Genomic DNA, 24,492 nt, shown 5'->3' with positions numbered 1-24,492 from the left:
ACTGTTATTCGTGAGCGGTGAAGTTACGTAAAGCAATAAAAAACGGGACCGAAGTCCCGTCGATCGAAGAGAGGCAGGCCCCGCCTTATTCGAGTTCGCCCATCTGCGACTGCAGGTAGTTCTGCAGGCCGACCTTGTCGATCAGGTCGATCTGGGTTTCGAGGAAGTCGATGTGCTCCTCGGTGTCGTCCAGGATCTCCTGGAGCAGGTCGCGCGAGACATAGTCGCGCACCGATTCGCAATGCGCGATGCCGTCCTTGATGGTGGCCTGCGCGCCGGTTTCGGCGCCGAGGTCGCAGCGCAGCAGCTCGGGCACGTCTTCGCCGATGTTCAGCTTGCCCAGGTCCTGCAGGTTGGGCAGGCCGTCGAGCATGAAGATGCGGTCCATGAGCTTGTCGGCATGCTTCATCTCGCCGATCGATTCCTCGTATTCCTTCTTCGCCAGCTTGTCCAGGCCCCAGTGCTTGAGCATGCGGTAGTGCAGGAAGTACTGGTTGATCGCGGTCAGCTCGTTCTTGAGCTGCGCCTGCAGGTGTTCGATGACTTTGGGGTCGCCCTTCATGGTTTTTCCTTGTTCTAAAAGCGGTGATTGTCAGAGGTCCAAACACGCGCTTGCAAGCAAACCCATGCTGCGTCGGTCTGCATGCGTGTGATGGTGATACACGTTCGTATTGCTGCGTTGCCGAACGCATTTCGAATCCATCGAAAACATAGCGAGACCCAATGCTTTTAATAGGTGATAGCTATTAATTTGGTTGAATTGGTAGTTATACTCATGTCTCGCTCTCATCTTTTGTCCAACCGAAGCATCCAAGGAATCAACATGTCCCTGATCAACACTCAAGTCCAGCCCTTCAAGACCCAGGCCTACCTCAACGGCAAGTTCATCGACGTTTCCGACGAGACGCTCAAGGGCAAATGGTCCGTGCTGATCTTCATGCCGGCGGCATTCACCTTCAACTGCCCGACCGAAGTCGAAGACGCGGCCGAACACTACCCCGAGTTCCAGAAGCTGGGCGCCGAGGTCTACATCGTGACCACCGACACGCACTTCTCGCACAAGGTCTGGCACGACACCTCGCCGGCCGTCGGCAAGGCCAAGTTCCCCCTGGTCGGCGACCCGACCCACACGCTGACCAACGCTTTCGGCGTGCACATCCCCGAAGAAGGCCTGGCACTGCGCGGCACCTTCGTGATCAACCCCGAAGGCATCATCAAGACCGCCGAAGTGCACTCGAACGAAATCGCCCGCGACGTGAAGGAAACGCTGCGCAAGCTGAAGGCAGCCGTCTACACCGCCGCCCACCCGAACGAAGTGTGCCCGGCCAAGTGGAATGAAGGCGACAAGACCATCGCCCCGTCGCTGGACCTCGTCGGCAAGATCTAAGCGTCACCCGAGCGAAAGCCCGGGCGCTCATAGGCCCCCGGGCTTTTTCAGCCCCAGTTGATAGTTTTACGTTATCGAAAGAGAGTCCCTCATGCTCGACGCAAACACCAAAGCCCAATTGAAGAGTTACCTCGAACGCGCCACGCAGCCGATCGAGATCGTCGCCTCGCTCGACGACAGCAAGGCCTCGGGCGAGATGCTGTCGCTGCTGAAGGACGTCGCCGAATCGTCGCCGCTGGTCAGGCTGACCGAAAGCCGCGACGACAACCATCGCAAGCCCTCGTTCTCGGTCAACCGCCCGAGCGAAAACCACGGCCCGCGCTTCGCCGGCCTGCCGATGGGCCATGAATTCACGTCGCTGATCCTCGCGTTGCTGCAGATCGGCGGCTATCCCCCGAAGGTCGAGCAGGCCGTGCTCGACCAGATCAAGGCGCTCGACGGCGACTTCGAGTTCGAGATCTACGTCTCGCTCACCTGCCACAACTGCCCCGACGTGGTCCAGGCCCTGAACCTCATGGCCGTGCAGAACCCGCGCATCCGCACCACGATGATCGAAGGCGGCACCTTCCAGGAAGAAGTGAAGGAACGCCAGATCATGGCCGTGCCGACCGTGTTCCTCAATGGCACCGAGTTCGGCCAGGGCCGCATGAGCCTGGAGGAAATCCTCGCCAAGATCGACAACAGCGGCGTCGAGCGCGAAGCCAAGAAGATCGCCGGCAAGGACCCGTTCGACGTGCTGATCGTCGGCGGCGGTCCCGCGGGCGCTGCGGCCGCCGTGTACGCGGCGCGCAAGGGCATCCGCACCGGCGTCGCCTCCGAGCGTTTCGGCGGCCAGGTGCTCGACACCATGGGCATCGAGAACTTCATCTCGATCAAGGAAACCGAAGGACCGAAGTTCGCCCACGCGCTCGAGGAGCATGTGCGCGACTACGACGTCGACATCATGAACCTGCAGCGCGCCAAGGCGCTGGTGCCGGGCGACGGGCTGATCGAAGTGCAGCTCGAGAGCGGCGCCTCGCTCAAGAGCAAGTCGGTCATCATTTCGACCGGTGCGCGCTGGCGCAACATCAACGTGCCCGGCGAGCACGAGTTCAAGAACAAGGGCGTGGCCTACTGCCCGCACTGCGACGGTCCTCTCTTCAAGGGCAAGCGCGTCGCGGTGATCGGCGGCGGCAACTCGGGCGTCGAGGCAGCCATCGACCTCGCCGGCATCGTCGGCCACGTCACGCTGATCGAGTTCGACACGCAGCTGCGCGCCGATGCCGTGCTGCAGCGCAAGCTCAGGAGCCTGAAGAACGTCGACGTGTTCACCAACGCGCAGACCACCGAGATCACCGGCGACCAGAAGGTCAACGGCCTGATCTACAAGGACCGCGCGACGGGCGAGTCGAAGAAGGTCGAGCTCGAGGGCGTGTTCATCCAGATCGGGCTGGTGCCCAACACCGACTGGCTCAAGGGCACGGTCGAGCTGTCGAAGCACGGCGAGATCATCGTGGACGCGCGCGGCCAGACCTCGGTGCCGGGTGTGTTCGCGGCGGGCGACGCGACCACGGTGCCGTTCAAGCAGATCATCATCGCGGCCGGCGACGGCGCGAAGGCTGCGCTGGGTGCGTTCGACCATCTGATCCGCACGTCGGCCCCTGCGTAAACCGCCATCGGCGATGCGAAGCGAAAAAGCGCCCCGGCGGGGCGCTTTTTGCTATTTAAAAGATAGCAGTATCAGTAGACCAGGCGCTCGGGCCGCAGCTCCTGCAGGATCGTGGTGGCGATCTCTTCGATCGACTTCGTGGTAGTCGAGAGCCATCGGATACCCGCGCGCCGCATCATCGCCTCTGCCTCGGCAACTTCGTGGCGGCAGTTCTCGATGCTGGCGTAGCGCGAGTTGGGCCGGCGCTCGTTGCGGATCTCGCTGAGCCGCTCGGGCTGGATGGTCAGGCCGAAGATCTTCTTGCGATGCGGAATCAGGGCCGGCGGCAGCTGGCGGCGATCGAAATCTTCCGGAATGAGCGGGTAGTTGGCTGCCTTCAGGCCATGCTGCATCGCCAGGTAGAGCGAAGTTGGCGTCTTGCCGCTGCGGCTCACGCCCACCAGGATCACGTCGGCGCCCTCCAGGTCGCGGTTGCTCTGGCCGTCGTCGTGCTGCAGGCTGAAGTCGATCGCGGCGATGCGGTCGTTGTATTCCTTGCTCTTGCTGACGTCGCTGAAGCGGCCGATGCGGTGGTTCGACTTCATGGCCAGTTCGATCTCGAGGGGGCGCACGAAGGTGCCGAACATGTCCAGCAGCATGCCCTTGCAGCCGGTCTCGATCACCTCCAGCACGTCCATGTTGGCCAGCGTGGTGAAGACGATGGGGCGCACGCCCTCGATTTCGGCGGTGTGGTTTATTTGCCTCACCGCCTGATGGGCCTTGTCGACCGTGTCGGTGAAAGGCAGCCGCACGTGGCGGGGCTTCATCTCGAACTGGGCCAGAACGGCGTTGCCGAAGGTCTCGGCGGTGATGCCGGTGCCGTCGGAAACAAAGAAAACAGTACGTGAATGCATGGTCATGCGGCCTTGTCCTGCGGCGCGGACAACCTTGCCCCGCCTACAATCAGGGCCATTATCGGGAATCCGCTTTCCCAACCCAATTCTCTCCATGCACACCGCGCCCGCACCCAAAGCAACGAGAACGATCGTGCCGCGCCGTCTGCATGCGGCACAGGTTTCAACTTCTGGAGCTTTCCCATGTCTGCACTTTTCGACGCGACCGCCCTGGTCGTACCGTTTGAAAACCTGAGAATGACCGACGTCGAGGCGGTTGGCGGCAAGAACGCCAGCCTCGGCGAAATGATCTCGCAGCTGCCGCAAGGCGTGCGGGTGCCCACCGGTTTCGCGACCACGGCCCACGCGTTCCGCCAGTTCCTGGCCCACGATGGCCTGGCCGACAAGATCAGCAAGCGCCTGGCTGCGCTGAACGTCGACGACGTGCGCGCCCTGGCTGCCGCCGGTGCGGAAATACGCGCGATGGTCGAGGCCCAGCCTTTCCCGGCCGACCTGCAGAAGGCCATCACCGAGGCTTTCGCCACGCTGAGCGCCGGCAATCCGTCGGCCTCGTTCGCCGTGCGCTCCTCCGCCACCGCCGAAGACCTGCCCGACGCCTCCTTCGCGGGCCAGCAGGAAACCTTCCTGAACGTGGTCGGCATCGACGACGTGCTGCACAAGATGAAGGAGGTGTTCGCCTCCCTCTACAACGACCGCGCCATCAGCTACCGCGTTCACAAGGGCTTCGAGCACGACGTGGTCGCGTTGTCGGCCGGCGTGCAGCGCATGGTGCGCTCCGACCTCGGCGCCGCCGGCGTGATGTTCACCATCGACACCGAATCGGGCTTCGAGGACGTGGTCTTCATCACCTCCAGCTACGGCCTGGGCGAGACGGTGGTGCAGGGCGCCGTGAACCCCGACGAGTTCTACGTGCACAAGCCGACCCTGAAGGCCGGCAAGAAGGCCGTGATCCGCCGCAACCTCGGCTCCAAGCTGATCCAGATGGAGTTCGCCACGCCGGAGGAAAAGAAGGCGACCGGCAAGCTGGTGAAGACCACCGACGTCAAGGCCGAGCAGCGCAACCGCTACTCGCTGACCGACACCGAAGTCGAGCAGCTCGCGAAGTACGCGCTGGTGATCGAGGAGCACTACGGCCGTCCGATGGACATCGAATGGGGCAAGGACGGCACCGACGGCCAGCTCTACATCCTGCAGGCGCGTCCCGAGACGGTGAAGAGCCAGCAGCAGGGCAAGGCCGAGCAGCGCTACAAGCTGCTGGGCAAGGGCGCCGTGCTGGCCGAAGGCCGTGCCATCGGCCAGAAGATCGGCACCGGCCCCGTGCGGCTCGTGCACAGCATCAGCGAGATGGACCAGGTGCAGGCCGGCGACGTGCTCGTCACCGACATGACCGACCCCAACTGGGAACCGGTGATGAAGCGCGCCTCCGCCATCGTCACCAACCGCGGCGGACGCACCTGCCACGCGGCCATCATCGCGCGCGAGCTGGGCATTCCTGCGGTGGTCGGCTGCGGCGACGCCACCGACCTGCTGAAGGACGGCACGCTGGTCACGGTGAGCTGCGCCGAGGGCGACACCGGCTTCATCTACGACGGCCTGCTCGAGACCGAGGTGACCGAGGTGCAGCGCGGCGTGATGCCCGAGATCGACATCCAGCTGATGATGAACGTGGGCAACCCCCAGCTCGCCTTCGACTTCGCGCAGCTGCCAAACCACGGCGTGGGCCTCGCCCGCCTGGAGTTCATCATCAACAACAACATCGGCGTGCACCCGAAGGCGATCCTCGACTACCCGAATGTCGACAACGACCTGAAGAAGGCCGTCGAGTCGGTGGCCCGCGGCCACGCCTCGCCGCGCGCCTTCTACGTCGACAAGGTGGCAGAGGGCATCGCGACCATCGCCGCAGCCTTCTGGCCGAAGAAGGTCATCGTGCGCCTGTCCGACTTCAAGTCGAACGAGTACCGCAAGCTGATTGGCGGCAGCCGCTACGAGCCCGAGGAAGAGAACCCGATGCTGGGCTTCCGCGGCGCCGCGCGCTACCTGAGCGCCGACTTCGGGGAAGCCTTCGCCATGGAATGCGAAGCGCTCAAGCGCGTGCGCAACGACATGGGCCTGACCAACGTGCAGATCATGGTGCCCTTCGTGCGCACCCTCGGCCAGGCCGAGCGCGTGACCGGCCTGCTGGCCGAGCACGGCCTGAAGCGCGGCGACAACGAGCTCAAGCTGATCATGATGTGCGAGGTGCCGAGCAACGCCGTGCTGGCCGACGAGTTCCTGCAGTACTTCGACGGCTTCTCGATCGGCTCGAACGACCTGACCCAGCTCACGCTGGGCCTGGACCGCGACTCCGGCCTGGAGCTGCTGGCCGCCGACTTCGACGAGCGCGACCCGGCCGTCAAGGCCATGCTTAGCCGCGCCATCAAGGCCTGCAAGTCGCAGGGCAAGTACGTCGGCATCTGCGGCCAGGGCCCCAGCGACCACCCCGACTTCGCACTGTGGCTGGCGGAGCAGGGCATCGAATCGATCTCGCTGAACCCTGACAGCGTGATCGACACCTGGCAGCAGCTCGCCAAGCGCTGAGCTGGGGCGGAGCCGAAGCTCCGGATTGCGGAAATCCCCATGGGGGGATTCCCGCGACCTGGGTCGGTGATTGAAACAAATTGCGTATTTGATGCCAGACTGGCAGGACTCACGGGCGTATCCCGGAAGGGAAGAACACCATGATCCTCGTCAAGACAGAAGCCGGCCATCAGGCACTGAAAGACCGCTCGGTCCCGCTGTCGCCGCGCCAGCGCTCGGCGTTCATCCTGTTCGACGGCAAGCGCTCGGTCGATGACGTGCTGGCGGCCGGCATGGGCATCGTCCGCGAAGACATCGACCAGATGGTCGGGCTGGGATTGCTGGAGCCGGCGGCGGGAAGCGCGCCGTCTTCTGCGGCGTCCACGGCGGCCGCCGCGCCTGCCCAGGGCTCTTCCGGCCGCAGCAAGCAGCAGCGCTACAAGGATGCCTACCCCATCGCCACCCAACTGACCGGCAGCCTGGGCCTGAAGGGTTTCCGGCTCAACCTGCAGGTGGAGGCCGCCACGGGCTATGACGACCTGCTGGCGCTGGCGCCGAAGATCCGCGCAGCTGTCGGGGCCGAGAAGGCCGCCGCGCTCGACAAGGCGCTGAACGACTGAGTCTCTTGTCGGATCGGCCCGGAGAGGGCTATAATCGCCGGCTTTGCCTTGCCACACTGCGCCCGACGCTGCAGGTGGCTTTTCCTCTTCCTCGGAAGAATCCACAAGGAGTGCCATGCGTCACTACGAAATCATTTTGCTGATCCACCCGGATCAGAGCGAACAAGTTCCGGCCATGCTGGAGCGCTACAAGGGCCTGATCACGGCCGGCGGCGGCAAGGTCCACCGCGTCGAAGACTGGGGCCGCCGTCAGCTGGCCTACCAGATCAACAAGCTCAACAAGGCCCACTACCTGTGCGTCAACATCGAAGCTGAGCAGACCGTGATGGGCGAACTGGAACACGCGTTCAAGTTCAACGACGCCGTGCTGCGTCACCTGACCGTCCAGAAGAAGAAGGCCGAAACCGGTCCTTCGTCGATGATGAAGACGGTCGAGCGCGAAGAGGCCCGCAAGGCCCAGCAGGCCGAGTACGCCGCCAACAACAACTGATGGCGTGACTGCCGCCGCTGCGGCAACCGGGGTCAACCAGCTTCTGCTGACCGCCTCCGTTGCCGAACTCGGAAACCTGCGATTCACGCCGGCCGGCTTGCCCGCCCTAGACCTGAAGCTCGAACACGAGTCGACGCTCCAGGAAGCGGGAAAGCCCCGGCAGGTGAAGACGGCCCTCAAGGCCGTTGCCTTCGGCGCCATCGCCGAACGGCTCGCAAGACAGTCGATGGGAAGTCTCTGGCGTTTTCAGGGCTTCCTCGCGACACCGGGCAACGGCAAGCATCCGGTCCTGCACATCCAGGATTTTCAGCAAGATTAATTTTCGACAAGAGGTCCCGAAATGGCCACGTTCAAGAAATTCAACAAAGACAAGCGCCCGAAGCGCAACACCCAGTCGCTGCTGTTCAAGCGCAAGCGCTTCTGCCGCTTCACCGTCGCTGGCGTCGAGGAAATCGACTACAAGGACATCGACACGCTGCGTGACTTCATCAGCGAAAACGGCAAGATCATCCCCGCACGCCTGACCGGCACGCGCGCGATCTACCAGCGCCAGCTGAACACCGCCATCAAGCGCGCGCGCTTCCTGGCCATGGTGCCGTACAGCGACCAGCACCGCGTCTAAGGAGTCGACACCATGCAAATCATTCTTCTGGACAAGGTTGTCAACGTCGGCGCCCTGGGCGACATCGTCAAGGTCAAGGACGGCTACGCACGCAACTTCCTGATCCCGACGGGCCGCGCCCGCCGCGCCACCGCCGCCAACAAGGCCGAATTCGAAGCCAAGCGCGCCGAACTCGAGAAGGCTGCGGCCGCCAAGCTGGCCGAATCGCAAGCTCAAGGCGAAAAGCTCGGTGGCACGACCATCAAGCTGACGCAAAAGGCTGGCGTCGACGGCCGCCTGTTCGGCTCGGTCACCAACGGCGACATCGCCGAAGAGCTGGGCAAGCAGGGCTACAAGGTTGCCAAGTCGCAAGTGCGCCTGCCCAACGGTCCGATCAAGATCGTCGGCGACAGCACCGTGAGCGTGGCCCTGCACACCGACGTGGTGGTCGACATCACCGTGACGGTCTACGGCGAAACCGCCTGATCATCCACAGCGCCTCGTGCGCTGCGCAAAAGCCGCCTTCGGGCGGCTTTTCTTTTTCCGAGCCGAGGTTGTCCCGTCTTTTCCAGCCGATTGCACTGGAAGATCACCGCTTATTCACAACCTTGTCCACACTCGCATCGACCTGCGCGGCTTAGCATGCAGGGTTGCAAGGGAAGTCCATGTCCGCCGTTTTTTCCTATGCCGACAATGACCCGTCGGCCGATCGCCAAGTCGCTCAACTGCGCATTCCGCCTCATTCCATCGAGGCCGAATCGAGCGTGCTCGGCGGCCTGCTGCTCGACAATGGCGCCTGGGACCGCATGGGAGACCTGCTGGTCGACGGCGACTTCTACCGCCACGAGCACAAGCTGATCTACGCGGCCATCGGCGGGCTGATCAACGCCAGCAAGCCGGCCGACGTGATCACCGTCTACGAGCAGTTGCAGAACCTCGGCAAGGCCGACGAAATCGGCGGGCTGGTCTACCTGAATTCGCTCGCGCAGTACGTGCCCAGCGCGAGCAACATCCGCCGCTACGCCGAGATCGTTCGCGAGCGCTCCATTCTTCGCAAGCTGGTCTCCGCCAGCGACGAGATCGCGACCAACGCCTTCAATCCGCAGGGCAAGCCAGTCGACAAGATCCTCGACGAGGCCGAGCAGAAGATCTTCAACATCGGCGAGGAAGGCACGCGGATGAAGCAGGGCTTCCAGAGCATGGATGCCCTGGTGGTCGACCTGCTCGACCGCGTGACGGAGATGGCCGAGAACCCGAACGACATCACGGGCGTTCGCACCGGCTTCAACGACTTCGACAAGATGACCTCGGGCCTGCAGCCGGGCGACATGATCGTGCTGGCCGCGCGCCCCTCGATGGGCAAGACCTCGCTCGCGATCAACATCGCCGAGCACGTGGCGCTCGACGAAGGCCTGCCGGTGGCCGTGTTCTCCATGGAAATGGGCGCGGCGCAACTGGCGGTGCGTATCGTGGGCTCCATCGGCCGCATCGACCAGGGCCACCTGCGTACCGGCAAGCTCACCGACGAGGAGTGGCCGCGGCTCACCGAAGCCATCGAGAAGCTGCGCACCGTGTCGCTGCACATCGACGAGACGCCGGGCCTTTCCACCAGCGAACTGCGCGCCAACGCGCGCCGCCTGGCGCGCCAGTACGGGCGGCTGGGCCTGATCGTGGTCGACTACCTGCAGCTCATGTCGACCAGCAGCTCGGGCGACGAGAACCGCGCGACGGCCGTGGGCGAAATCTCGCGTGGCCTGAAGATGCTCGCCAAGGAGCTGAAGTGCCCGGTGATCGCGCTGTCTCAGCTCAGCCGCGGCGTGGAAAGCCGCACCGACAAGCGCCCCATGATGAGCGACCTGCGCGAATCCGGCGCCATCGAGCAGGACGCGGACATCATCATGTTCATCTACCGCGACGACTACTACAACAAGGAGTCGAAGGAGCCGGGCGTGGCAGAGGTGATCATCAGCAAGCACCGTAACGGCCCGACCGGCACCGTCAAGCTCGGCTTCCTGAAGCCGCTCACCAAGTTCGAGAATCTGGCCGGCTACAGCAACAACGACGACTATTGAAGCGGCGGCGCCGAGGCGCTGAAGAAGGCCGTCAGCCCGCGTTGCCGCTCTTGCCGCCGCCGCTGTTCCAGGGCGGCGGGGTGCCCGGCTTCTGCGGCACCACCTTGCCGTGTGCCGTCTCGGCGTTGACCTGCCGCAACAGGTCGGCCAGCGTCTTGCCCGGCTCGTCGCGAAAGCGATCGGGCAGCACTTCGATCGCGTCCATGCGGTCGAGGCGGAAGCCCCGGAAGTCGTCGCGCAGCTCGCACCAGGTCGACAGCGTCCAGACCTTGCCCCAGTAGAAGCAGCCCAGCGGACGCACCGTGCGCTCGCTGGCATCGCCCGACACATCGCGGTAGTGCAGCCGCAGCTTGTTGTGCGACTGCGTCGCCTCGCGCAGCGTCTGCAGCCGCGCGCGCAGGGTGTCGTCCAGGCCGAGTCCGGGCGCATAGAGCGCCAGTGCCTCGGCCGAGACACGCGCTGCGGAGGGCAGCACCGACAGGATCTTGCCCAGCCCCGTCTCGATGTCCCGCGCCAGCGCCGGATCGACCCAGCTCTGCGCGAGCCGGGCTGCAGCCACGAGTGCCGCGGCCTCGTCCTGCGTGAACATCAACGGCGGCAGCTCGAAGCCCGCGCCGAGCCTGTAGCCAACGCCGGCTTCGCCTTCGATGGGCACGCCCTGGTGCTGCAGGTCCGCGATGTCGCGATAGACCGTGCGCTCCGACACCTCCAGGCGCTGCGCGAGGAACGCGGCCGTGGTGAGCCGGCGCCCGCGGATGAGCTGCACGAGCTGGAAGAGGCGATCGGCGCGGCGCATCAGCAAACCCCGGCGAGCGGGCGATGGCGGCGTGCCGGCAGGGCGCGCCGGCTCTTGGGGCTGATGCTCATGAAACTCCGATGTGGATCGCCACCTTGTCCGGCCCTTCGTAGGCCTCGAAGTCGCTGCGATAGCGGCGTGCGACCTCCGGGTGCGCCTCGAAATACTGCCAGATGCGCTCCCATGTGGCGATCACCATCTGCGGCATCTGCCCCTCGCCGTTGAAGACGAGGTAGTCGCCGGCTTCCACGGCGAGGCTGTTCTCGCCGCCCGACACGGCGACGCCCGTCGTCACGTCGAACGCGCCATCCTTGTCCGATTCGTAGGCCGAGTAGACGCCGAAGATGCGCGTGTCGGCGGTGCGATGCGGCGTCGACGCATAGGTTTCCTCGCCGAAGAATCGGTTCCACAACTGGCCGAGGCGGGCCGTGGCAGGGTCGCGCTCCTCGCGGTTGGTGGTGCGGATGGTGAGGCCCGAGACGCGGAACGCATCCTGGCGCCGGCGAACTGGTTCCATGTGTTTTCTTCTCCTCAAAGCGATAGTGTCTTCAGGTCGGCCTTCATGGCCTGTGCGATCAGTTTCATGTCGTCGTCGCCGACGTCGAACATGCCAAAGCGGAACTTGTAGCCCCATTGCCTGGGGTTCTCGATGAAGGCGAGACGCTCGATCAGCGGGGCGATCGGCGCCTCGTGCCCGGCGGCGTAGGCCACGTCGCGCCGCCACGGCACGAAGCCGTTGCCCATGTCGAACTCGTAGGGCTCGCCCGGCTGCACGATGCCGATCGACACGAAGCTCTGCAGCTTGTCCGTGCCGCCGAACACCGTGGCCGGCGAATAGTAGGCGACGCGATCGCCCGCCGAAAGCCGCTTGAGCGGCGCATGCTTGCCGTGGCCGACCTGCATGAAGCCGAGCGGCCGGTTGTCGCGGCCGCGCCGTGCATGCTCGGCGCTGGCCACTGCGATCCAGTTGCGTTGCGCCATCGCGAGTCACTCCAGCGAATGCAGGCCGACTTCGTTGCCCTCTGTGTCGCGCAGGTGGGCGATGAAGCCCAGGCCGGGCGGCAGGGCGGACTTGGGCGCCACGATCTGCCCGCCGGCCGCCTCGACGCGCGCGAGCACGGCGTCGATGCTCGGGTTGCAGTCGAGGTAGATGCGGATGCCCGTGCCGGCGCGCGCGCTGGCATTGGCACCGGCTTGCAGTGCGCCGCCGGTTGCGGGCTTGTCGTGCGGGAAGATGGCCAGCGTCTCGCCGCCGAAGTCCTCGCGGCGCAGCTTGCGGGCGAGCACGGTCTCGTAGAAGGCCTGGGCGCGGTCGATGTCGACGACCGGGATCTCGAACCAGGTGATGGCGTTTTGCATTCGGGACTCTCTTTCTTTCGTTGCGTTGGAAGGAGCCCGGATGGTGCTGCCGGCCTACTGACAGCGTGTTGTCAGTAGCCTGTCACCCGCGGATGAAAAAAGCCCGCGCTGCTCGAAAGAGCATGCGCGGGCTCGCATGGGGCCTTGCCCCGTGAATCAGAGCACGTCGCTTGCGAAGTCGGCCAGGCGCGAGCGCTCGCCGCGCGCCAGCGTGATGTGCCCGCCGTGCGGCCAGCCCTTGAACTTGTCGACCGCGAAGGTCAGGCCCGAGGAGCCTTCCGTGAGGTATGGCGTATCGATCTGAGCGAGGTTGCCCATGCAGATGATCTTCGTGCCGGGGCCGGCGCGGGTGATCAGTGTCTTCATCTGCTTGGGCGTGAGGTTCTGTGCCTCGTCGATGATCACGTACTTGTTGAGGAAGGTGCGCCCGCGCATGAAGTTCATGCTCTTGACCTTGATGCGGCTGCGGATCAACTCGTTGGTGGCCGCGCGGCCCCACTCGCCGGCACCGCCGCCGTCGCCCTTGGCCAGGAACTCGAGGTTGTCGTCGAGCGCGCCCATCCAGGGGCCCATCTTTTCTTCTTCGGTGCCGGGCAGGAAGCCGATGTCCTCGCCCACGCTCACGGTGGCGCGGGTCATGATGATCTCGGTGTAGCGGCGGTCGTCCAGGACCTGGGTCAGGCCGGACGCCAGCGCCATCAGGGTCTTGCCGGTGCCGGCGGTGCCGGTCAGCGTGACGAAGTCGATCTCCGGGTCCATCAGCAGGTTCATCGCGAAGTTCTGCTCGCGGTTGCGCGTGTTCACGCCCCACACGGCGTTCTTGCCCGAGCTGTAGTCCTTCAGCGTCTTGAGCACCGCAGTCTTGTCGCGGATCTCGGTGACGCGGGCGTACATGCTCGGCTCGCCGGGAGCCTCGAAGTACACGAACTGGTTGATGAACAGGTTGGGCACCAGCGGGCCTGTGATCCGGTAGAAGGTGTTGCTGCCGCTCTGCCAGCTCTCGATGGTCTTGCTCTGGCGGGTCCAGAAATCGGCGGGCAGGGCGAGCGAACCCGCGTAGAGCAGGTCGCCGTCTTCCAGCGTCTTGTCGTTCTGGTAGTCATCGGCGGCCAGGCCCAGTGCCCGCGCCTTGACGCGCATGTTGATGTCCTTCGACACCAGCACCACTTCCTGCTTCGGGCGGCCAGGACGGTCCTTGGCGTACTCGTCGCGCAGCGCGTGCACCACGCCGAGGATCTGGTTGTCGGCCTTGCCTTGCGGCAGGCTGACGGGCAGCGAGTAGTCGAGCGGGGCGGTCTGGAAGAACAGGCGGCCGCCGGCCTCGCGGTGGCCGGTGGTGTCGAGCTTCAGGCCCTTGTCGATGTCCGCGCCCTGGGCAGCGGCCAGCGCGTCTAGCGTGCGGCTGGTCTGGCGGCCGTTGCGGGCGACTTCGGTAGTGCCCTTCTTGTGGCCGTCGAGCTCCTCCAGCACGATCATCGGCAGGAAGATGTCATGTTCCTCGAAGCGGAACAGGCACATCGGGTCGTGCAGCAGCACGTTGGTGTCGAGCACGAACAGCTTGGCCGGGCCGGACGACTTGCTGCGCTTGGCACGCGCCGCGGGCTGCGGCATTGCCACGGGAGCCGGGGCGGGCTCGATGGCCGGCACCTTGGTTTCGACCTGCACGAGCGCCTGCGGTTGCGGTGCGCTCACGGGTGCGGGCGTGGATTTCGACGATTTGGTCCGGCGCGCCGGGCGCACGGCCTCGCCGCCGCCGGCAGCTTCGGCACCGAGGCTGTCGAACAGCTCCAGGGGTTGCGGACTGCGCGCCACGGCTTCGTCGGCGCGCGAATCGCCGGAGCGTCGCGAGCCGCGGTGCGAGGACCGGGCGGGCGCGTCGAGTGCGTCCGGCGAGAGCAGTGCAGCGCGTTTCGTGGGTGCGGGGGGCAGTGGCATGTGTCAGATCGCTCGCAGAAAGTAGGAACCAGAAAACGAAAAAGCCGCCTGAAGACCAAGGCGGCTTTGTTCGGAGGATGCGGTCGTGGAGCTCAACGGCATGAGGCCATTATGCACACCGCGGATGACGCGCCGGGAGCTCTTTACGCACCGCGTTGGGCAATTCCCACGCGAAAGCGGAAAAGCGCACGACCGGCTTGCCGGGAGGCGCTCAGGCGGCCTTCTTGAGTGCCTTGACGGCCTTGAGCACGTCGTCGACATGGCCGGGGACCTTGAGCCCGCGCCATTCGGCCTTCAGGATGCCGTCGGCGCCGATCAGGAAGGTGCTGCGCTCGATGCCCTTGACCTTCTTGCCGTACATGATCTTGTTCTTCACCACGCCGAACATGTGGCACATCTTCTCTTCGGTGTCGGCGATGAGTTCGAAGGGCAGCTCGAGCTTGGCCTTGAATTCGTCGTGCGACTTCATGTTGTCGCGCGACACGCCGAAAACGGTGGCGCCGGCCTTTTCGAAGTCCTTGTAACGATCGCGGAACTGCATCGCTTCGGTGGTGCAGCCCGGAGTGTTATCTTTCGGGTAAAAATACATGACCAGCACGTGGCCGAGATGCGAGGTGTTCGAGACCTTGATGCCGCCCGTGGCGTTGGCGTCGAATTCAGGAATGGGTTTGTTGACAACGATCGCCATGAAACTTGTTTTCTCCGTTAGATTCCGTTCCTGAGCCCTCTCGCCCTGTTTCGCCCAGGGCTTGCTCAAGGAATGGAGGATTGGTCGTTGCTAACTTTGGGGTAGCCGGCCTGTTCGCAACCCGATATTTTACCCCGAAAACACCCCCATCAGCCACCCGCGGGGCTCTCTACCAGCAGGGCGGCGATCACGTGCCGGCCTTCTCCGGCGAGGATGTTGTAGGTCCGGCAGGCTGCCGCGGTGTCCATGGTCTCCACGCCGGTGCGTTGGGCCATCAGCGGCTTCAGCCAGACGGGCTGGGGAAAGCGGATGCGGTTTCCGCTGCCGAAAATGATCAATTCGGCGCCCAGGCCCGCCAATTGCGCGAAATGTTCGGCGCCGATCTGGTCGAAACTCGAACAATTCCACTCGAAGCGCTCGCCGCGCGAGCCAACCACTACGCTGCCCTCGACTTTTTCGTTGTTGATCGCCACCCAGCCGGGGCCGTGTGCGGTGAGCGATTGAGCGTCGGATTTGTCGGGCTGGAGCTTCATCTGGGCACTGGGAACTGTGGTCAAATTATAGGTTTTCCCTAGTGCCACGGGGCTCGCAAGGGCCTTTGATTCCGCGTAAGCAAACCTAACCCCGCGCCCGGGAGGGCCCCTTTGAAGCAGCTCAAGAAATCGGCCAAGCTGGCCAACGTTCTCTACGACATCCGCGGTCCCATCATGGACGCGGCCAAGCAGATGGAAGAGGACGGCCAGAAGATCATCAAGCTCAACATCGGCAACCTGGCCGTGTTCGGTTTCGATGCTCCGGAGGAAATCCAGCAGGACATGATCCGCAACCTGCCCACCTCGGCCGGTTACTCCGACAGCAAGGGCGTCTTCGCGGCACGCAAGGCGGTGATGCACGAGACGCAGAAGCAGGGCATCGCCGGCGTCACCCTCGACGACATCTACCTCGGCAACGGCGCCAGCGAGCTGATCGCCATGTCCACCAACGCGCTGCTCAACGACGGCGACGAACTGCTGCTGCCGGCCCCCGACTATCCGCTGTGGACCGCGTCCACGAGCCTCTCGGGCGGCACCCCGGTGCACTACCTGTGCGACGAGGCCAACGGCTGGATGCCCAACCTCGACGACATCCGCGCCAAGATCACGCCGCGCACCAAGGGCATCGTGGTCATCAACCCGAACAATCCGACCGGCGCGCTGTATTCCGACGAACTGCTCAAGAGCATCGTCGGCATTGCGCGCGAGCACGGCCTGGTGATCTTCGCCGACGAGGTCTACGACAAGGTGCTCTACGACGGTGCGAAGCACACCGCCATCGCCAGCCTGTCGACCGACGTGCTCACGCTCACCTTCAATTCGCTGTCCAAGAGCTACCGCTCGTGCGGCTACCGCGCGGGCTGGCTCGTGGTCTCGGGCGACAAGCGCAGCGCGCAGGACTACATCGAGGGCCTGAACATGCTCTCGAACATGCGCCTGTGCGCCAACGTGCCGGGCCAGTGGGCCATCCAGACGGCGCTGGGCGGCTACCAGAGCATCAACGACCTCGTGTGCGAGGGCGGCCGCCTGCGCCGCCAGCGCGACCTGGCCTACGAGCTGATCACCGCCATTCCGGGCGTGAGCTGCGTCAAGCCGACCGCCGCGCTGTACATGTTCCCCAAGCTCGATCCGGAGGTCTATCCGGTCGAGGACGATCGCCAGTTCTTCCTCGAGCTGCTGAAGGAAACCCGCGTGATGCTGGTGCAGGGCACCGGCTTCAACTGGGCCACGCCCGACCACTTCCGCATCGTGTTCCTGCCCCATGAGGACGACCTGCGCGAGGCCATCAACCGCATCGCGAAGTTCCTGGAGCAGTACCGCTTGCGCCGCAAGTCGCGCCAATGAACTCCGCCCGCATCGCTGCCGCCACGGCGCTGTCGTTCGCCGCGTTTTCCGCAGCCGCTGCAGGAGCTGCCGGCAAGGAGGGCGTCTCGTTCTCACACAACGACTGGGAACTGGCCTGCGACAACACCCGTACCTGCCGCGCCGCCGGCTACCAGGTGGAGAGCGGGAGCGCCTTGGAGCCGGTGTCGATGCTCATCACCCGCCATGCGGGCCCCGGCACCCCCATCGAGATCGACCTGCAGACCGGCGGGCAGGAGGAGCCCAAGGGCTCGGTGCGCTTCAAGGTCGGCAAGGCCACCCTGTCGGGCCTCAAGGACGGTGCCGCCAGCCTCGATCAGGGCCAGATCCGCACTGTGCTGCCTGAACTGCTCAAGGGCGACGACGCCACGGTCACGGACAGCGGCGGACACAAGTGGGTTCTCTCGCTTGCCGGCCTCAACGCCGTGCTGCTGAAGATGGACGAGGTCCAGGGCCGCGTCGGCACGCCGGGCGCGCTCGTGCGCCGCGGCAGCAAGCCCGAATCCTCGGTGCTGCCGCCGGTGCAGGCACCCGTGGTGAACGCGGTCTTGCCGACGAAGGCCCGTCCGGGCGACGACGCGCTGGCTGCGCGCATCTTCCCGTCGCTGAAGTCGGATCCGTCCGCGGACGATTGCAACAACCACGACGAGTTCAACGCCAAGTCGCTGAACGTCTCGCGCCTGACCGACCGCAAGGTGCTGCTGTCCTTCGGCTGCGGCATGGGCGCCTACAACTACACCAGTCTGCTCTGGATCGCCAACGACAAGCCGCCCTATGCGCCCGTCGCCATCGAGGCCAACGGCGACTTCGACGAGAAAAGCGCCAGCGTCACGTCCTCCATGAAAGGCCGCGGCATCGGCGACTGCTGGTCGAGCCAGACCTGGCATTTCGACGGCAAGGGCTTCGTTCTCAGCGGCCACACCTACGACGGCATGTGCCGCGGCTTCCCCGGCGGCGCATGGAGCCTGCAGCGCTATGTCTCGCAGGTGAAACTCTCCGAGCCCTCCGCCACCCCATCCAAACCATGAATGCCATGAGTGCGACTCTCCCAATGAAACCCATCCAAGTAGGCCTGCTCGGCGCAGGCACGGTCGGCAGCGGCACCTTCAAGGTGCTCAAGCGCAACCAGGAAGAAATCAAGCGCCGCGCCGGCCGCGGCATCGAGATCACCATGGTGGCCGACCTCGACACCGCCCGCGCCCGCGAAGTGGCGGGCGAGGGCGTGAAGGTGGTCAGCGATGCGCGCGAAGTCATCGCCAACCCCGAGATCGACATCGTCATCGAGCTCATCGGCGGCTACGGCATCGCCAAGCAGCTCGTGCTGGAAGCCATCGCGGCCGGCAAGCACGTGGTCACGGCCAACAAGGCGCTGCTGGCCGTGCATGGCACCGAGATCTTCGCGGCTGCGCACGCCAAGGGCGTGATGGTGGCCTTCGAGGCCGCGGTGGCCGGCGGCATTCCGATCATCAAGGCGCTGCGCGAAGGCCTCACGGCCAACAGCATCCAGTGGCTGGCCGGCATCATCAACGGCACCACCAACTTCATCCTGTCCGAGATGCGCGACAAGGGCCTGGACTTCGCGACCGTGCTCAAGGAAGCGCAGCGCCTGGGCTACGCCGAGGCCGACCCGACCTTCGACATCGAAGGCGTGGACGCCGGCCACAAGGTCACGCTGATGAGCGCGCTGGCCTTCGGCATTCCGGTGCAGTTCGACAAGGCCCATATCGAGGGCATCACCAAGCTGGCCGCGCAGGACATCAAGTACGCCGAGCAGCTCGGCTACCGCATCAAGCTGCTGGGCGTGACCAAGCGCACGGCCAAGGGCATCGAGCTGCGCGTGCATCCCTCGCTGGTGCCGTCGAAGCGCCTGCTGGCGAATGTCGAAGGCGCGATGAACGCGGTGGTGGTGCACGGCGACGCCGTGGGCACCACCCTCTACTACGGCAAGGGTGCCGGCAGCGAGCCGACCGCCAGCGCCGTGATCGCCGACCTGGTCGACATCACCCGCCTGCACACGGCCGATGCCGCGCACCGCGTTCCGCACCTGGCCTTCCACCCCGACGCACTGAGCGACCTGCAGGTGCTGCCGATGTCGGAGGTCGTCACCAGCTACTACCTGCGCCTGCGCGTGGCCGACCAGGCCGGCGTGCTCGCCAAGGTGACGGGCCTGCTTGCCACCGCCGGCATCAGCATCGACGCCGTGCTGCAGCGCGAGGCCGACGAGGTGGGCGGCGAGGGCTCCACGCAGACCGACCTGATCATCCTCACGCACGACGCGCGCGAGGGCACGGTCGACGACGTCCTGGCCGAGCTGCAGGCGCTGCCGACCGTGCTCGAACCCATCGTGCGCATCCGCAAGGAAGAGTTGAAGTGAATTACCTGAGCACCCGCGGCCACCCCGACCGCAAGCGCTTTTGCGAGATCCTGCTCGAAGGCCTGGCGCCCGACGGCGGCCTCTACCTGCCCGAGCAGTACCCGCAGGTCGACACCGCGACGCTTGCCAAGTGGCGTGCGCTGCCCTATGCCGAGCTGGCCTTCGAGATCCTCTCGCTCTACATCGACGACATTCCGCCGGCCGACCTGAAGGCAATCTGCGCGAAGACCTACACGGCCGAAGTGTTCGGCACCGACGAGATCGTGCCGCTGCGCGAACTGGAAGACGGCGTGTACCTCGAGGCCCTGTCGAACGGCCCCACGCTGGCCTTCAAGGACATGGCGATGCAGCTGCTGGGCAACCTGTTCGAGTACGAACTGGCCCGCCGCGGCGCCGAGCTCAACATCCTGGGCGCCACCAGCGGCGACACCGGCAGCGCGGCCGAGTACGCCATGCGCGGCAAGAAGGGCGTGCGCGTCTTCATGACCTCGCCCGACGGCCGCATGAGCCCGTTCCAGCAGGCGCAGATGTTCAGCCTGCAGGACGCGAACATCCACAACATCGCCATCACCGGCGTGTTCGACGACTGCCAGGACATCGTCAAGGCGGTGTCGAACGACCTGGCCTTCAAGCGCAAGTACCGCATCGGCACGGTCAACTCGATCAACTGGGCGCGGCTGCTGGCGCAGGTCGTCTACTACTTCGCGGGCTACTTCCAGGCCACGGCGAGCAACGACAAGCCGGTGAGCTTCACCGTGCCCTCGGGCAACTTCGGCAACGTCTGCGCGGGCCACGTGGCGCGCATGATGGGCCTGCCGATCCACACGCTGGTGGTCGCCACCAACGAGAACGACGTGCTCGACGAGTTCTTCCGCACCGGCGTGTACCGCGTGCGCGGCGCGGTCGACACGCACGAGACCTCCAGCCCGTCGATGGACATCAGCAAGGCCAGCAACTTCGAGCGCTTCGTGTTCGACCTGGTCGGGCGCGATCCGGCCAAGCTGCGCAAGCTGTTCGTGGACGACCTGGGCCTGAACGGCAGCTTCGACCTGAGCGCCGACCCGGCATTCGCGCAGGCGGCAGGGCGCTTCGGCTTCCGCAGCGGCCGCAGCACGCACGCCGACCGCCTGGCCACCATCCGCGATACCGACAAGCGCTTCGCGACGCTGGTCGATCCGCACACCGCCGACGGCCTCAAGGCCGCGCGCGAGCAACTCGCTCCCGGCGTACCGATGGTGGTGCTCGAAACCGCGCTGCCCATCAAGTTCGCGGCCACGCTGGTCGAGGCGCTGGGCGAGGAGCCCGCGCGTCCGAAGAAGTTCGAGGGCATCGAGGCGCTGCCCAAGCGCGTCGTCAAGCTGCCGGCCGACGCGGAAGCCGTCAAGGCGTACATCGCCGAGCACTGTGATTAGCCAAGGGCGAGGCTGCGCATGAAGGTCGTCGGTTTCGCCGGCTACTCGGGCGCGGGCAAGACCACGCTGCTCGAGCGCCTCATTCCCGCGCTCAAGCGGCTCGGCCAGCGTGTGTCGGTGGTCAAGCACGCGCACCACAAGTTCGACATCGACCATCCGGGCAAGGACACCTATCGCCACCGCGAGGCTGGCGCCTTCGAGGTGGTCGTCGCCTCCGACAAGCGGCTTGCCGTGATGCGCGAGTTCGAGGCGCCCGTGGAGCTCAGCGTGCACCAGCTGCTGGCTGAGGTGCACCCGGTGGCCGACTGGGTGCTGGTCGAGGGCTTCCGGCACAGCGACGTGCTCAAGATCGAGATCTGGCGCGAGCCGGAGGCGGGCGAGCCCGTTCGGCCCGTGCTGTACCCGGGCGACCCCTTCGTCGTCGCCGTGGCCACCGACGCGCCGGCCAGGCTGCCGCAGCCGACCGAGCGGCCGCTCTTCGACCTCAACGACGCCGAGGCCATTGCGAAGTGGCTGGTCGACAGCGGTGAGCGCTTCGAATACAACCCCGATCACCATGGCTGATTCACCCGTTCCCTTCGCCGCTTCGTCTTCGCGTCCGCCACTGATGCCCCTGGACGAGGCGATCGCGACGCTGCTCGCGAAGGCGGTGCCGGTGCTGCCGTCCGAGAGCGTCGGCACCTTCGACGCCGACGGCCGCGTGCTGGCGCAGGACCTCGTCTCGGGCCTCACGGTGCCGCCGCGCGACAACAGCGCGATGGACGGCTATGCCGTGCGCGTGGCCGACTGCGCCGCGCCGGGCGCCGAGCTGAAGGTGGCGCAGCGCATTCCCGCGGGCACCGTCGGTACGCCGCTCGTGCCCGGCACCGCGGCGCGCATCTTCACCGGCGCGCAGATTTCCGAGGGCGCCGACGCCGTCGTGATGCAGGAGGACACCACCGCCGTGCCGCAGGAAGGCAGCCTGGGCTCGGTGCGCATCGCCATCGTGCCTGCGGCCGGCCAATGGATCCGCCGCGCGGGCGAGGACGTGGCCTCCGGCGACGTGGTGCTCAAGAAGGGCGAGCGCCTCGCGCCCGCCGCGCTCGGCCTTGCCGCGAGCGTCGGCTTCGACCGCCTGCAGGTCGCGCGCAAGCCGCGCGTGGCGATGCTCTCCACCGGCGACGAGCTGGTGATGCCCGGCGAGGTCGCGCCCGACGCGATGAAGCCCGGCGCCATCTACAACTCCAACCGCTTCTTCATGCGGGCTTTGCTGCATCGCTTGGGCTGCGAGGTGAGCGACCTGGGCATCGTGCCCGACAACCGCGAAGCCACCGTCGTCGCACTGCGCGACGCGGCCGAGGCGAGCGACCTGATCATCACGACCGGCGGCGTCTCCGTCGGCGAGGAAGACCACATCCGCGCCGCGCTGCAGTCGCTGGGCGAGCTGCAGCTGTGGTCGCTGTCGATGAAGCCGGGCAAGCCCTTCGCCTACGGCTCCATCGCACGCAGCAGCGGGCAGGGCGCCTGCCATGTGACGGGGCTGCCGGGCAACCCGGTGTCGAGCTTCCTCACCTTCCTGATGCTGGTGCGGCCCTTCCTGCTGACGCTGCAGGGCGCCGCGCGCGTTGCGCCCGAGGCGGTGCAGATGCGCGCCGACTTCGACTGGCCGCGCGCCGACAAGCGCCGCGAGTTCCTGCGCGTTCGTCGCAATGCGGCCGGCGGCCTCGACCTGTTCACCAACCAGAGCTCGGGCGTGCTCACATCGATGGTCTGGGGCGACGGCGTGGTCGACAACGCGGCGGGCAAGACGATCAAGTCGGGCGACGTCGTCGACTTCATTCCCTTCGCCTCGCTGCTGGATTGAGCCGCATGAAAGTCCAGGTCCGTTATTTCGCCTCGGTGCGCGAGGCTCTTTCCAGCAGCGGCGAAACAGTCGAGACGCGAGCCGAGACGCTCGCTGCACTGCGCGATGAACTCATCTCCAGGGGCGGCGCCTACGCCACCGCGCTGGCGCGCGGCAAGGCGGTGCGAATGGCGCTCGACCAGGTCATGAGCGACGAAGCCGCCGCCCTGCGTGAAGGCTGCGAGGTCGCCTTCTTCCCGCCCGTCACGGGCGGCTGAGGCGGGCGTCCAGCTCGACCAGGCGTTCGCGCAGGCCGTCGGAAGCCCGGGTCATCGGCGAGCGCAGTTCGTCGGCCATCTCGCCCTTGTGCGCCAGCAGCGCCTTCAGCGGGCCCGGGTTGGGTTCGGCGAAGAGCATCTCCACCAGCGGCTGCAGCGGCTGCCATTCGGCGCGCGCCTCGGCCAGGCGGTTCTCCGCGAGCAGGCGCACCAGGCGCACGAAGCGGGGCGTCTGCACGTTGCCGCTGGCCGCGATGGCGCCCGCGCCGCCTTCGGCCATGGTGCCGAAGATCTGGTGGTCCTCGCCCGTCAGCACCTGCAGCCGGCCGTCGGAGATCACCGCGCGCGTCTTGGCCATGTCGCCGCCGCAGTCCTTGATGCCGCGGATGCGGGGGTGCGCGGCCAGCGCCAGCAGCGTCTCGCGGGGGATGGTGACGCCGGTGCGGTAGGGGATGTCGTAGACCAGCACGGGCACCGAACTGGCGTCGGCGATGGCGCGGAACCATTCGAGCAGGCCGGCCTGCGAGGGGCGCACGTAGTGCGGCGCGGCCACCAGAAGGCCCGCGATCGGGCGCTCCGAGAGCTTGCGGGCCCAGGCCGTGGCCTTGCCCAGGTGATAGCCCGAAATACCCATGACGACCGGCAGGCCGCCGGCCGCGCCCAGCACCGTGTCGAGCACGGCCAACTGCTCGGATTCGTCCAGCGCGGCTGCTTCGCCGGTGGATCCGCAGGGCACGAAACCTGTCACGCCTTCGTCGGCGAGGCGCCGGACCAGCGCGGCGAGGGCGGCGTGGTCGACCGCGCCGTCTCGGAACGGAGTGACGAGAGCCACCCAGAAGCCGGAAAAGTCAGGGGTGGTGGGGCTTGGTTGTTGTTGAGGCACGCGGGCTTCCTTTCAGGAATCGACCGATGGAAAGAACCATCGTCCGATGCGCGCGCAACCCAGGAGGGGCCAAAGCCTTTGGCGGGTTCCGTCGCTCATCCGACGACGGAACCTCGGCTCCGGTCAGACGAGCTTTGGTTTTTTGGCTTTGTCGTTGCTGCTGCCTTGGCCGGCGCGGCGGTCTTCGAGGCGCGAAGGCACCGGGAAGAGCGTGGGCGTGGCAAGGCAGGGCATCGTCGCAGTCTATCGCGATGCCACAATTCGGACATGAGCGTTGCCCGTGTTTCGATCCAGACGAACGATTTCGACCTCTCGCGGGAAGTCGCCGCGTTGCGTGCCGGCGACAAACGCGTGGGCGCCGTCTGCAGCTTCGTCGGCACGGTACGAGACCGCAACGACGGCAGCAGCGTCTCGTCGATGGAACTCGAGCACTACCCCGGCATGACCGAGAAGGCCATCGAGGCCATGATCGACGAGGCCCATCGGCGCTTCGACATCCTGGGTGCACGCGTGATCCATCGCGTCGGCCTGCTGCAGCCGGAAGACCAGATCATGATGGTGGCGGTGGTCTCGGCCCACCGCGGCCAGAGCTTCGAGGCCTGCGAGTTCCTGATGGACTACCTCAAGACCCAGGCGCCCTTCTGGAAGAAGGAGCAGACGCCCGAAGGCGCCCGCTGGGTCGATGCGCGCGTGGCCGACGACGCGGCGCTGGCGCGCTGGGGCATCAGCGCCCCGAACGCCTGATTCGCCTCTTGTTCCCTCTCCCCTTGGGGAGAGGGAGCC

At 65.9% G+C, this 24,492-nt stretch carries 27 protein-coding genes; 17 read left to right on the top strand and 10 right to left on the bottom strand.

Annotated features, from left to right (window positions below):
* Positions 1-85 precede the first annotated feature (85 nt).
* On the bottom strand, positions 86-562 hold the full coding sequence (gene bfr, locus FHT32_RS23335) for a bacterioferritin (RefSeq protein ID WP_081270476.1): 477 nt from the start codon (positions 560-562) through the stop codon (positions 86-88).
* A 261-nt stretch (positions 563-823) separates the two neighbouring features.
* Between bfr and ahpC the strand changes: the two genes are divergently transcribed.
* Positions 824-1,387, top strand: a complete 564-nt coding sequence (gene ahpC / locus FHT32_RS23330) for an alkyl hydroperoxide reductase subunit C (protein ID WP_020723187.1) — start codon at positions 824-826, stop codon at positions 1,385-1,387.
* A 91-nt stretch (positions 1,388-1,478) separates the two neighbouring features.
* Positions 1,479-3,035 carry an alkyl hydroperoxide reductase subunit F gene (gene ahpF / locus FHT32_RS23325; protein ID WP_176666991.1) on the top strand — a complete coding sequence of 519 codons (1,557 nt, stop codon included), beginning with the start codon at positions 1,479-1,481 and terminating at the stop codon, positions 3,033-3,035.
* Between the two features lie 71 nt (positions 3,036-3,106).
* On the opposite strand, the gene FHT32_RS23320 is transcribed toward ahpF, so the two are convergent.
* Entirely contained in the window at positions 3,107-3,928 is an 822-nt protein-coding gene (locus FHT32_RS23320) for a pyruvate, water dikinase regulatory protein (protein WP_093203586.1), read from the bottom strand.
* Between the two features lie 183 nt (positions 3,929-4,111).
* On the opposite strand from FHT32_RS23320, the gene ppsA reads away from it, so the two are divergent.
* The 7 genes from ppsA to dnaB all read left to right on the top strand — a co-directional run bounded on the left by ppsA (position 4,112) and on the right by dnaB (position 10,267).
* A complete protein-coding gene (gene ppsA / locus FHT32_RS23315; RefSeq protein ID WP_176666990.1) occupies positions 4,112-6,505 on the top strand; it encodes a phosphoenolpyruvate synthase in 2,394 nt (797 codons plus the stop codon).
* A gap of 140 nt (positions 6,506-6,645) precedes the next feature.
* Complete coding sequence (locus FHT32_RS23310) at positions 6,646-7,104, top strand: hypothetical protein (protein WP_176666989.1); 459 nt, start codon at positions 6,646-6,648, stop codon at positions 7,102-7,104.
* Positions 7,105-7,219: 115 nt separating this feature from the next.
* Positions 7,220-7,594, top strand: coding sequence for a 30S ribosomal protein S6 (gene rpsF / locus FHT32_RS23305; protein ID WP_019655917.1), 375 nt, complete (start codon positions 7,220-7,222; stop codon positions 7,592-7,594).
* A gap of 4 nt (positions 7,595-7,598) precedes the next feature.
* Positions 7,599-7,913, top strand: a complete 315-nt coding sequence (priB, locus tag FHT32_RS23300; protein ID WP_126025882.1) for a primosomal replication protein N — start codon at positions 7,599-7,601, stop codon at positions 7,911-7,913.
* A 21-nt stretch (positions 7,914-7,934) separates the two neighbouring features.
* On the top strand, positions 7,935-8,216 hold the full coding sequence (rpsR, locus tag FHT32_RS23295) for a 30S ribosomal protein S18 (RefSeq protein ID WP_007830781.1): 282 nt from the start codon (positions 7,935-7,937) through the stop codon (positions 8,214-8,216).
* A 12-nt stretch (positions 8,217-8,228) separates the two neighbouring features.
* Entirely contained in the window at positions 8,229-8,681 is a 453-nt protein-coding gene (gene rplI / locus FHT32_RS23290) for a 50S ribosomal protein L9 (RefSeq protein WP_176666988.1), read from the top strand.
* A gap of 179 nt (positions 8,682-8,860) precedes the next feature.
* On the top strand, positions 8,861-10,267 hold the full coding sequence (dnaB, locus tag FHT32_RS23285) for a replicative DNA helicase (RefSeq protein WP_176666987.1): 1,407 nt from the start codon (positions 8,861-8,863) through the stop codon (positions 10,265-10,267).
* Between the two features lie 31 nt (positions 10,268-10,298).
* On the opposite strand, the gene FHT32_RS23280 is transcribed toward dnaB, so the two are convergent.
* From FHT32_RS23280 to FHT32_RS23250, 7 genes are all read right to left on the bottom strand, one after another.
* A complete protein-coding gene (locus FHT32_RS23280; RefSeq protein WP_176666986.1) occupies positions 10,299-11,063 on the bottom strand; it encodes a YafY family protein in 765 nt (254 codons plus the stop codon).
* Positions 11,064-11,130: 67 nt separating this feature from the next.
* Positions 11,131-11,580, bottom strand: coding sequence for a GyrI-like domain-containing protein (locus FHT32_RS23275; RefSeq protein ID WP_176666985.1), 450 nt, complete (start codon positions 11,578-11,580; stop codon positions 11,131-11,133).
* Positions 11,581-11,594: 14 nt separating this feature from the next.
* Positions 11,595-12,044, bottom strand: a complete 450-nt coding sequence (locus FHT32_RS23270) for an EVE domain-containing protein (RefSeq protein ID WP_176666984.1) — start codon at positions 12,042-12,044, stop codon at positions 11,595-11,597.
* A gap of 6 nt (positions 12,045-12,050) precedes the next feature.
* Positions 12,051-12,422 (bottom strand): VOC family protein, encoded by a 372-nt coding sequence (locus tag FHT32_RS23265; RefSeq protein WP_176666983.1) that lies wholly within the window; start codon positions 12,420-12,422, stop codon positions 12,051-12,053.
* A gap of 156 nt (positions 12,423-12,578) precedes the next feature.
* Positions 12,579-14,357, bottom strand: a complete 1,779-nt coding sequence (locus FHT32_RS23260) for a PhoH family protein (protein WP_176666982.1) — start codon at positions 14,355-14,357, stop codon at positions 12,579-12,581.
* A 211-nt stretch (positions 14,358-14,568) separates the two neighbouring features.
* Positions 14,569-15,045, bottom strand: coding sequence for a peroxiredoxin (locus tag FHT32_RS23255; protein WP_019655927.1), 477 nt, complete (start codon positions 15,043-15,045; stop codon positions 14,569-14,571).
* Between the two features lie 149 nt (positions 15,046-15,194).
* Positions 15,195-15,578 carry an Mth938-like domain-containing protein gene (locus FHT32_RS23250; RefSeq protein ID WP_176666981.1) on the bottom strand — a complete coding sequence of 128 codons (384 nt, stop codon included), beginning with the start codon at positions 15,576-15,578 and terminating at the stop codon, positions 15,195-15,197.
* A gap of 111 nt (positions 15,579-15,689) precedes the next feature.
* Between FHT32_RS23250 and FHT32_RS23245 the strand changes: the two genes are divergently transcribed.
* Genes FHT32_RS23245 through moaD form a run of 7 tightly spaced genes read left to right on the top strand, consistent with a single transcriptional unit; the run spans position 15,690 to position 22,826 of the window.
* The gene (locus tag FHT32_RS23245; RefSeq protein WP_176666980.1) at positions 15,690-16,922 is read left to right on the top strand and encodes a pyridoxal phosphate-dependent aminotransferase; all 1,233 of its coding nucleotides are present in this window, start codon (positions 15,690-15,692) and stop codon (positions 16,920-16,922) included.
* Positions 16,919-17,968 carry a DUF1176 domain-containing protein gene (locus FHT32_RS23240; RefSeq protein ID WP_176666979.1) on the top strand — a complete coding sequence of 350 codons (1,050 nt, stop codon included), beginning with the start codon at positions 16,919-16,921 and terminating at the stop codon, positions 17,966-17,968. Before FHT32_RS23245 ends, FHT32_RS23240 begins: the two co-directional genes overlap by 4 nt.
* A 23-nt stretch (positions 17,969-17,991) precedes the next feature.
* A complete protein-coding gene (locus tag FHT32_RS23235; protein WP_176666978.1) occupies positions 17,992-19,314 on the top strand; it encodes a homoserine dehydrogenase in 1,323 nt (440 codons plus the stop codon).
* Positions 19,311-20,726 carry a threonine synthase gene (gene thrC / locus FHT32_RS23230; protein ID WP_176666977.1) on the top strand — a complete coding sequence of 472 codons (1,416 nt, stop codon included), beginning with the start codon at positions 19,311-19,313 and terminating at the stop codon, positions 20,724-20,726. The genes FHT32_RS23235 and thrC overlap by 4 nt, the downstream gene beginning before the upstream one ends.
* An 18-nt stretch (positions 20,727-20,744) precedes the next feature.
* On the top strand, positions 20,745-21,290 hold the full coding sequence (gene mobB / locus FHT32_RS23225) for a molybdopterin-guanine dinucleotide biosynthesis protein B (protein WP_176666976.1): 546 nt from the start codon (positions 20,745-20,747) through the stop codon (positions 21,288-21,290).
* Positions 21,283-22,569: a gephyrin-like molybdotransferase Glp gene (glp, locus tag FHT32_RS23220; RefSeq protein WP_176666975.1), complete on the top strand. Its 1,287-nt coding sequence runs from the start codon at positions 21,283-21,285 to the stop codon at positions 22,567-22,569. The genes mobB and glp overlap by 8 nt, the downstream gene beginning before the upstream one ends.
* Before the next feature lie 5 nt (positions 22,570-22,574).
* On the top strand, positions 22,575-22,826 hold the full coding sequence (moaD, locus tag FHT32_RS23215) for a molybdopterin converting factor subunit 1 (RefSeq protein ID WP_176666974.1): 252 nt from the start codon (positions 22,575-22,577) through the stop codon (positions 22,824-22,826).
* On the opposite strand, the gene dapA is transcribed toward moaD, so the two are convergent.
* Positions 22,813-23,709: a 4-hydroxy-tetrahydrodipicolinate synthase gene (dapA, locus tag FHT32_RS23210; protein WP_176666973.1), complete on the bottom strand. Its 897-nt coding sequence runs from the start codon at positions 23,707-23,709 to the stop codon at positions 22,813-22,815. The genes moaD and dapA overlap by 14 nt on opposite strands.
* Positions 23,710-23,976: 267 nt before the next feature.
* Here dapA and FHT32_RS23205 point away from each other — a divergent pair, with 267 nt between their 5' ends.
* Positions 23,977-24,453 carry a molybdenum cofactor biosynthesis protein MoaE gene (locus FHT32_RS23205; RefSeq protein WP_176666972.1) on the top strand — a complete coding sequence of 159 codons (477 nt, stop codon included), beginning with the start codon at positions 23,977-23,979 and terminating at the stop codon, positions 24,451-24,453.
* Positions 24,454-24,492 lie beyond the last annotated feature (39 nt).

The organism is Variovorax sp. SG517 (assembly GCF_013376045.1).
Classification (GTDB): domain Bacteria; phylum Pseudomonadota; class Gammaproteobacteria; order Burkholderiales; family Burkholderiaceae_C; genus Variovorax.
The sequence above is the reverse complement of the archived record's forward strand: the minus strand, read 5'-3'. Positions and strand labels throughout refer to the sequence as shown.

What these genes read in the sequence shown, in the direction of transcription:
- bfr (WP_081270476.1), bottom strand. Translation starts at nt 562, where the DNA reads ATGAAGGGCGACCCCAAAGTCATCGAACACCTGCAGGCGCAGCTCAAG.
- ahpC (WP_020723187.1), top strand. Translation starts at nt 824, where the DNA reads ATGTCCCTGATCAACACTCAAGTCCAGCCCTTCAAGACCCAGGCCTAC.
- ahpF (WP_176666991.1), top strand. Translation starts at nt 1,479, where the DNA reads ATGCTCGACGCAAACACCAAAGCCCAATTGAAGAGTTACCTCGAACGC.
- FHT32_RS23320 (WP_093203586.1), bottom strand. Translation starts at nt 3,928, where the DNA reads ATGCATTCACGTACTGTTTTCTTTGTTTCCGACGGCACCGGCATCACC.
- ppsA (WP_176666990.1), top strand. Translation starts at nt 4,112, where the DNA reads ATGTCTGCACTTTTCGACGCGACCGCCCTGGTCGTACCGTTTGAAAAC.
- FHT32_RS23310 (WP_176666989.1), top strand. Translation starts at nt 6,646, where the DNA reads ATGATCCTCGTCAAGACAGAAGCCGGCCATCAGGCACTGAAAGACCGC.
- rpsF (WP_019655917.1), top strand. Translation starts at nt 7,220, where the DNA reads ATGCGTCACTACGAAATCATTTTGCTGATCCACCCGGATCAGAGCGAA.
- rpsR (WP_007830781.1), top strand. Translation starts at nt 7,935, where the DNA reads ATGGCCACGTTCAAGAAATTCAACAAAGACAAGCGCCCGAAGCGCAAC.
- rplI (WP_176666988.1), top strand. Translation starts at nt 8,229, where the DNA reads ATGCAAATCATTCTTCTGGACAAGGTTGTCAACGTCGGCGCCCTGGGC.
- dnaB (WP_176666987.1), top strand. Translation starts at nt 8,861, where the DNA reads ATGTCCGCCGTTTTTTCCTATGCCGACAATGACCCGTCGGCCGATCGC.
- FHT32_RS23280 (WP_176666986.1), bottom strand. Translation starts at nt 11,063, where the DNA reads ATGCGCCGCGCCGATCGCCTCTTCCAGCTCGTGCAGCTCATCCGCGGG.
- FHT32_RS23275 (WP_176666985.1), bottom strand. Translation starts at nt 11,580, where the DNA reads ATGGAACCAGTTCGCCGGCGCCAGGATGCGTTCCGCGTCTCGGGCCTC.
- FHT32_RS23270 (WP_176666984.1), bottom strand. Translation starts at nt 12,044, where the DNA reads ATGGCGCAACGCAACTGGATCGCAGTGGCCAGCGCCGAGCATGCACGG.
- FHT32_RS23265 (WP_176666983.1), bottom strand. Translation starts at nt 12,422, where the DNA reads ATGCAAAACGCCATCACCTGGTTCGAGATCCCGGTCGTCGACATCGAC.
- FHT32_RS23260 (WP_176666982.1), bottom strand. Translation starts at nt 14,357, where the DNA reads ATGCCACTGCCCCCCGCACCCACGAAACGCGCTGCACTGCTCTCGCCG.
- FHT32_RS23255 (WP_019655927.1), bottom strand. Translation starts at nt 15,045, where the DNA reads ATGGCGATCGTTGTCAACAAACCCATTCCTGAATTCGACGCCAACGCC.
- FHT32_RS23250 (WP_176666981.1), bottom strand. Translation starts at nt 15,578, where the DNA reads ATGAAGCTCCAGCCCGACAAATCCGACGCTCAATCGCTCACCGCACAC.
- FHT32_RS23240 (WP_176666979.1), top strand. Translation starts at nt 16,919, where the DNA reads ATGAACTCCGCCCGCATCGCTGCCGCCACGGCGCTGTCGTTCGCCGCG.
- FHT32_RS23235 (WP_176666978.1), top strand. Translation starts at nt 17,992, where the DNA reads ATGAAACCCATCCAAGTAGGCCTGCTCGGCGCAGGCACGGTCGGCAGC.
- mobB (WP_176666976.1), top strand. Translation starts at nt 20,745, where the DNA reads ATGAAGGTCGTCGGTTTCGCCGGCTACTCGGGCGCGGGCAAGACCACG.
- glp (WP_176666975.1), top strand. Translation starts at nt 21,283, where the DNA reads ATGGCTGATTCACCCGTTCCCTTCGCCGCTTCGTCTTCGCGTCCGCCA.
- moaD (WP_176666974.1), top strand. Translation starts at nt 22,575, where the DNA reads ATGAAAGTCCAGGTCCGTTATTTCGCCTCGGTGCGCGAGGCTCTTTCC.
- FHT32_RS23205 (WP_176666972.1), top strand. Translation starts at nt 23,977, where the DNA reads ATGAGCGTTGCCCGTGTTTCGATCCAGACGAACGATTTCGACCTCTCG.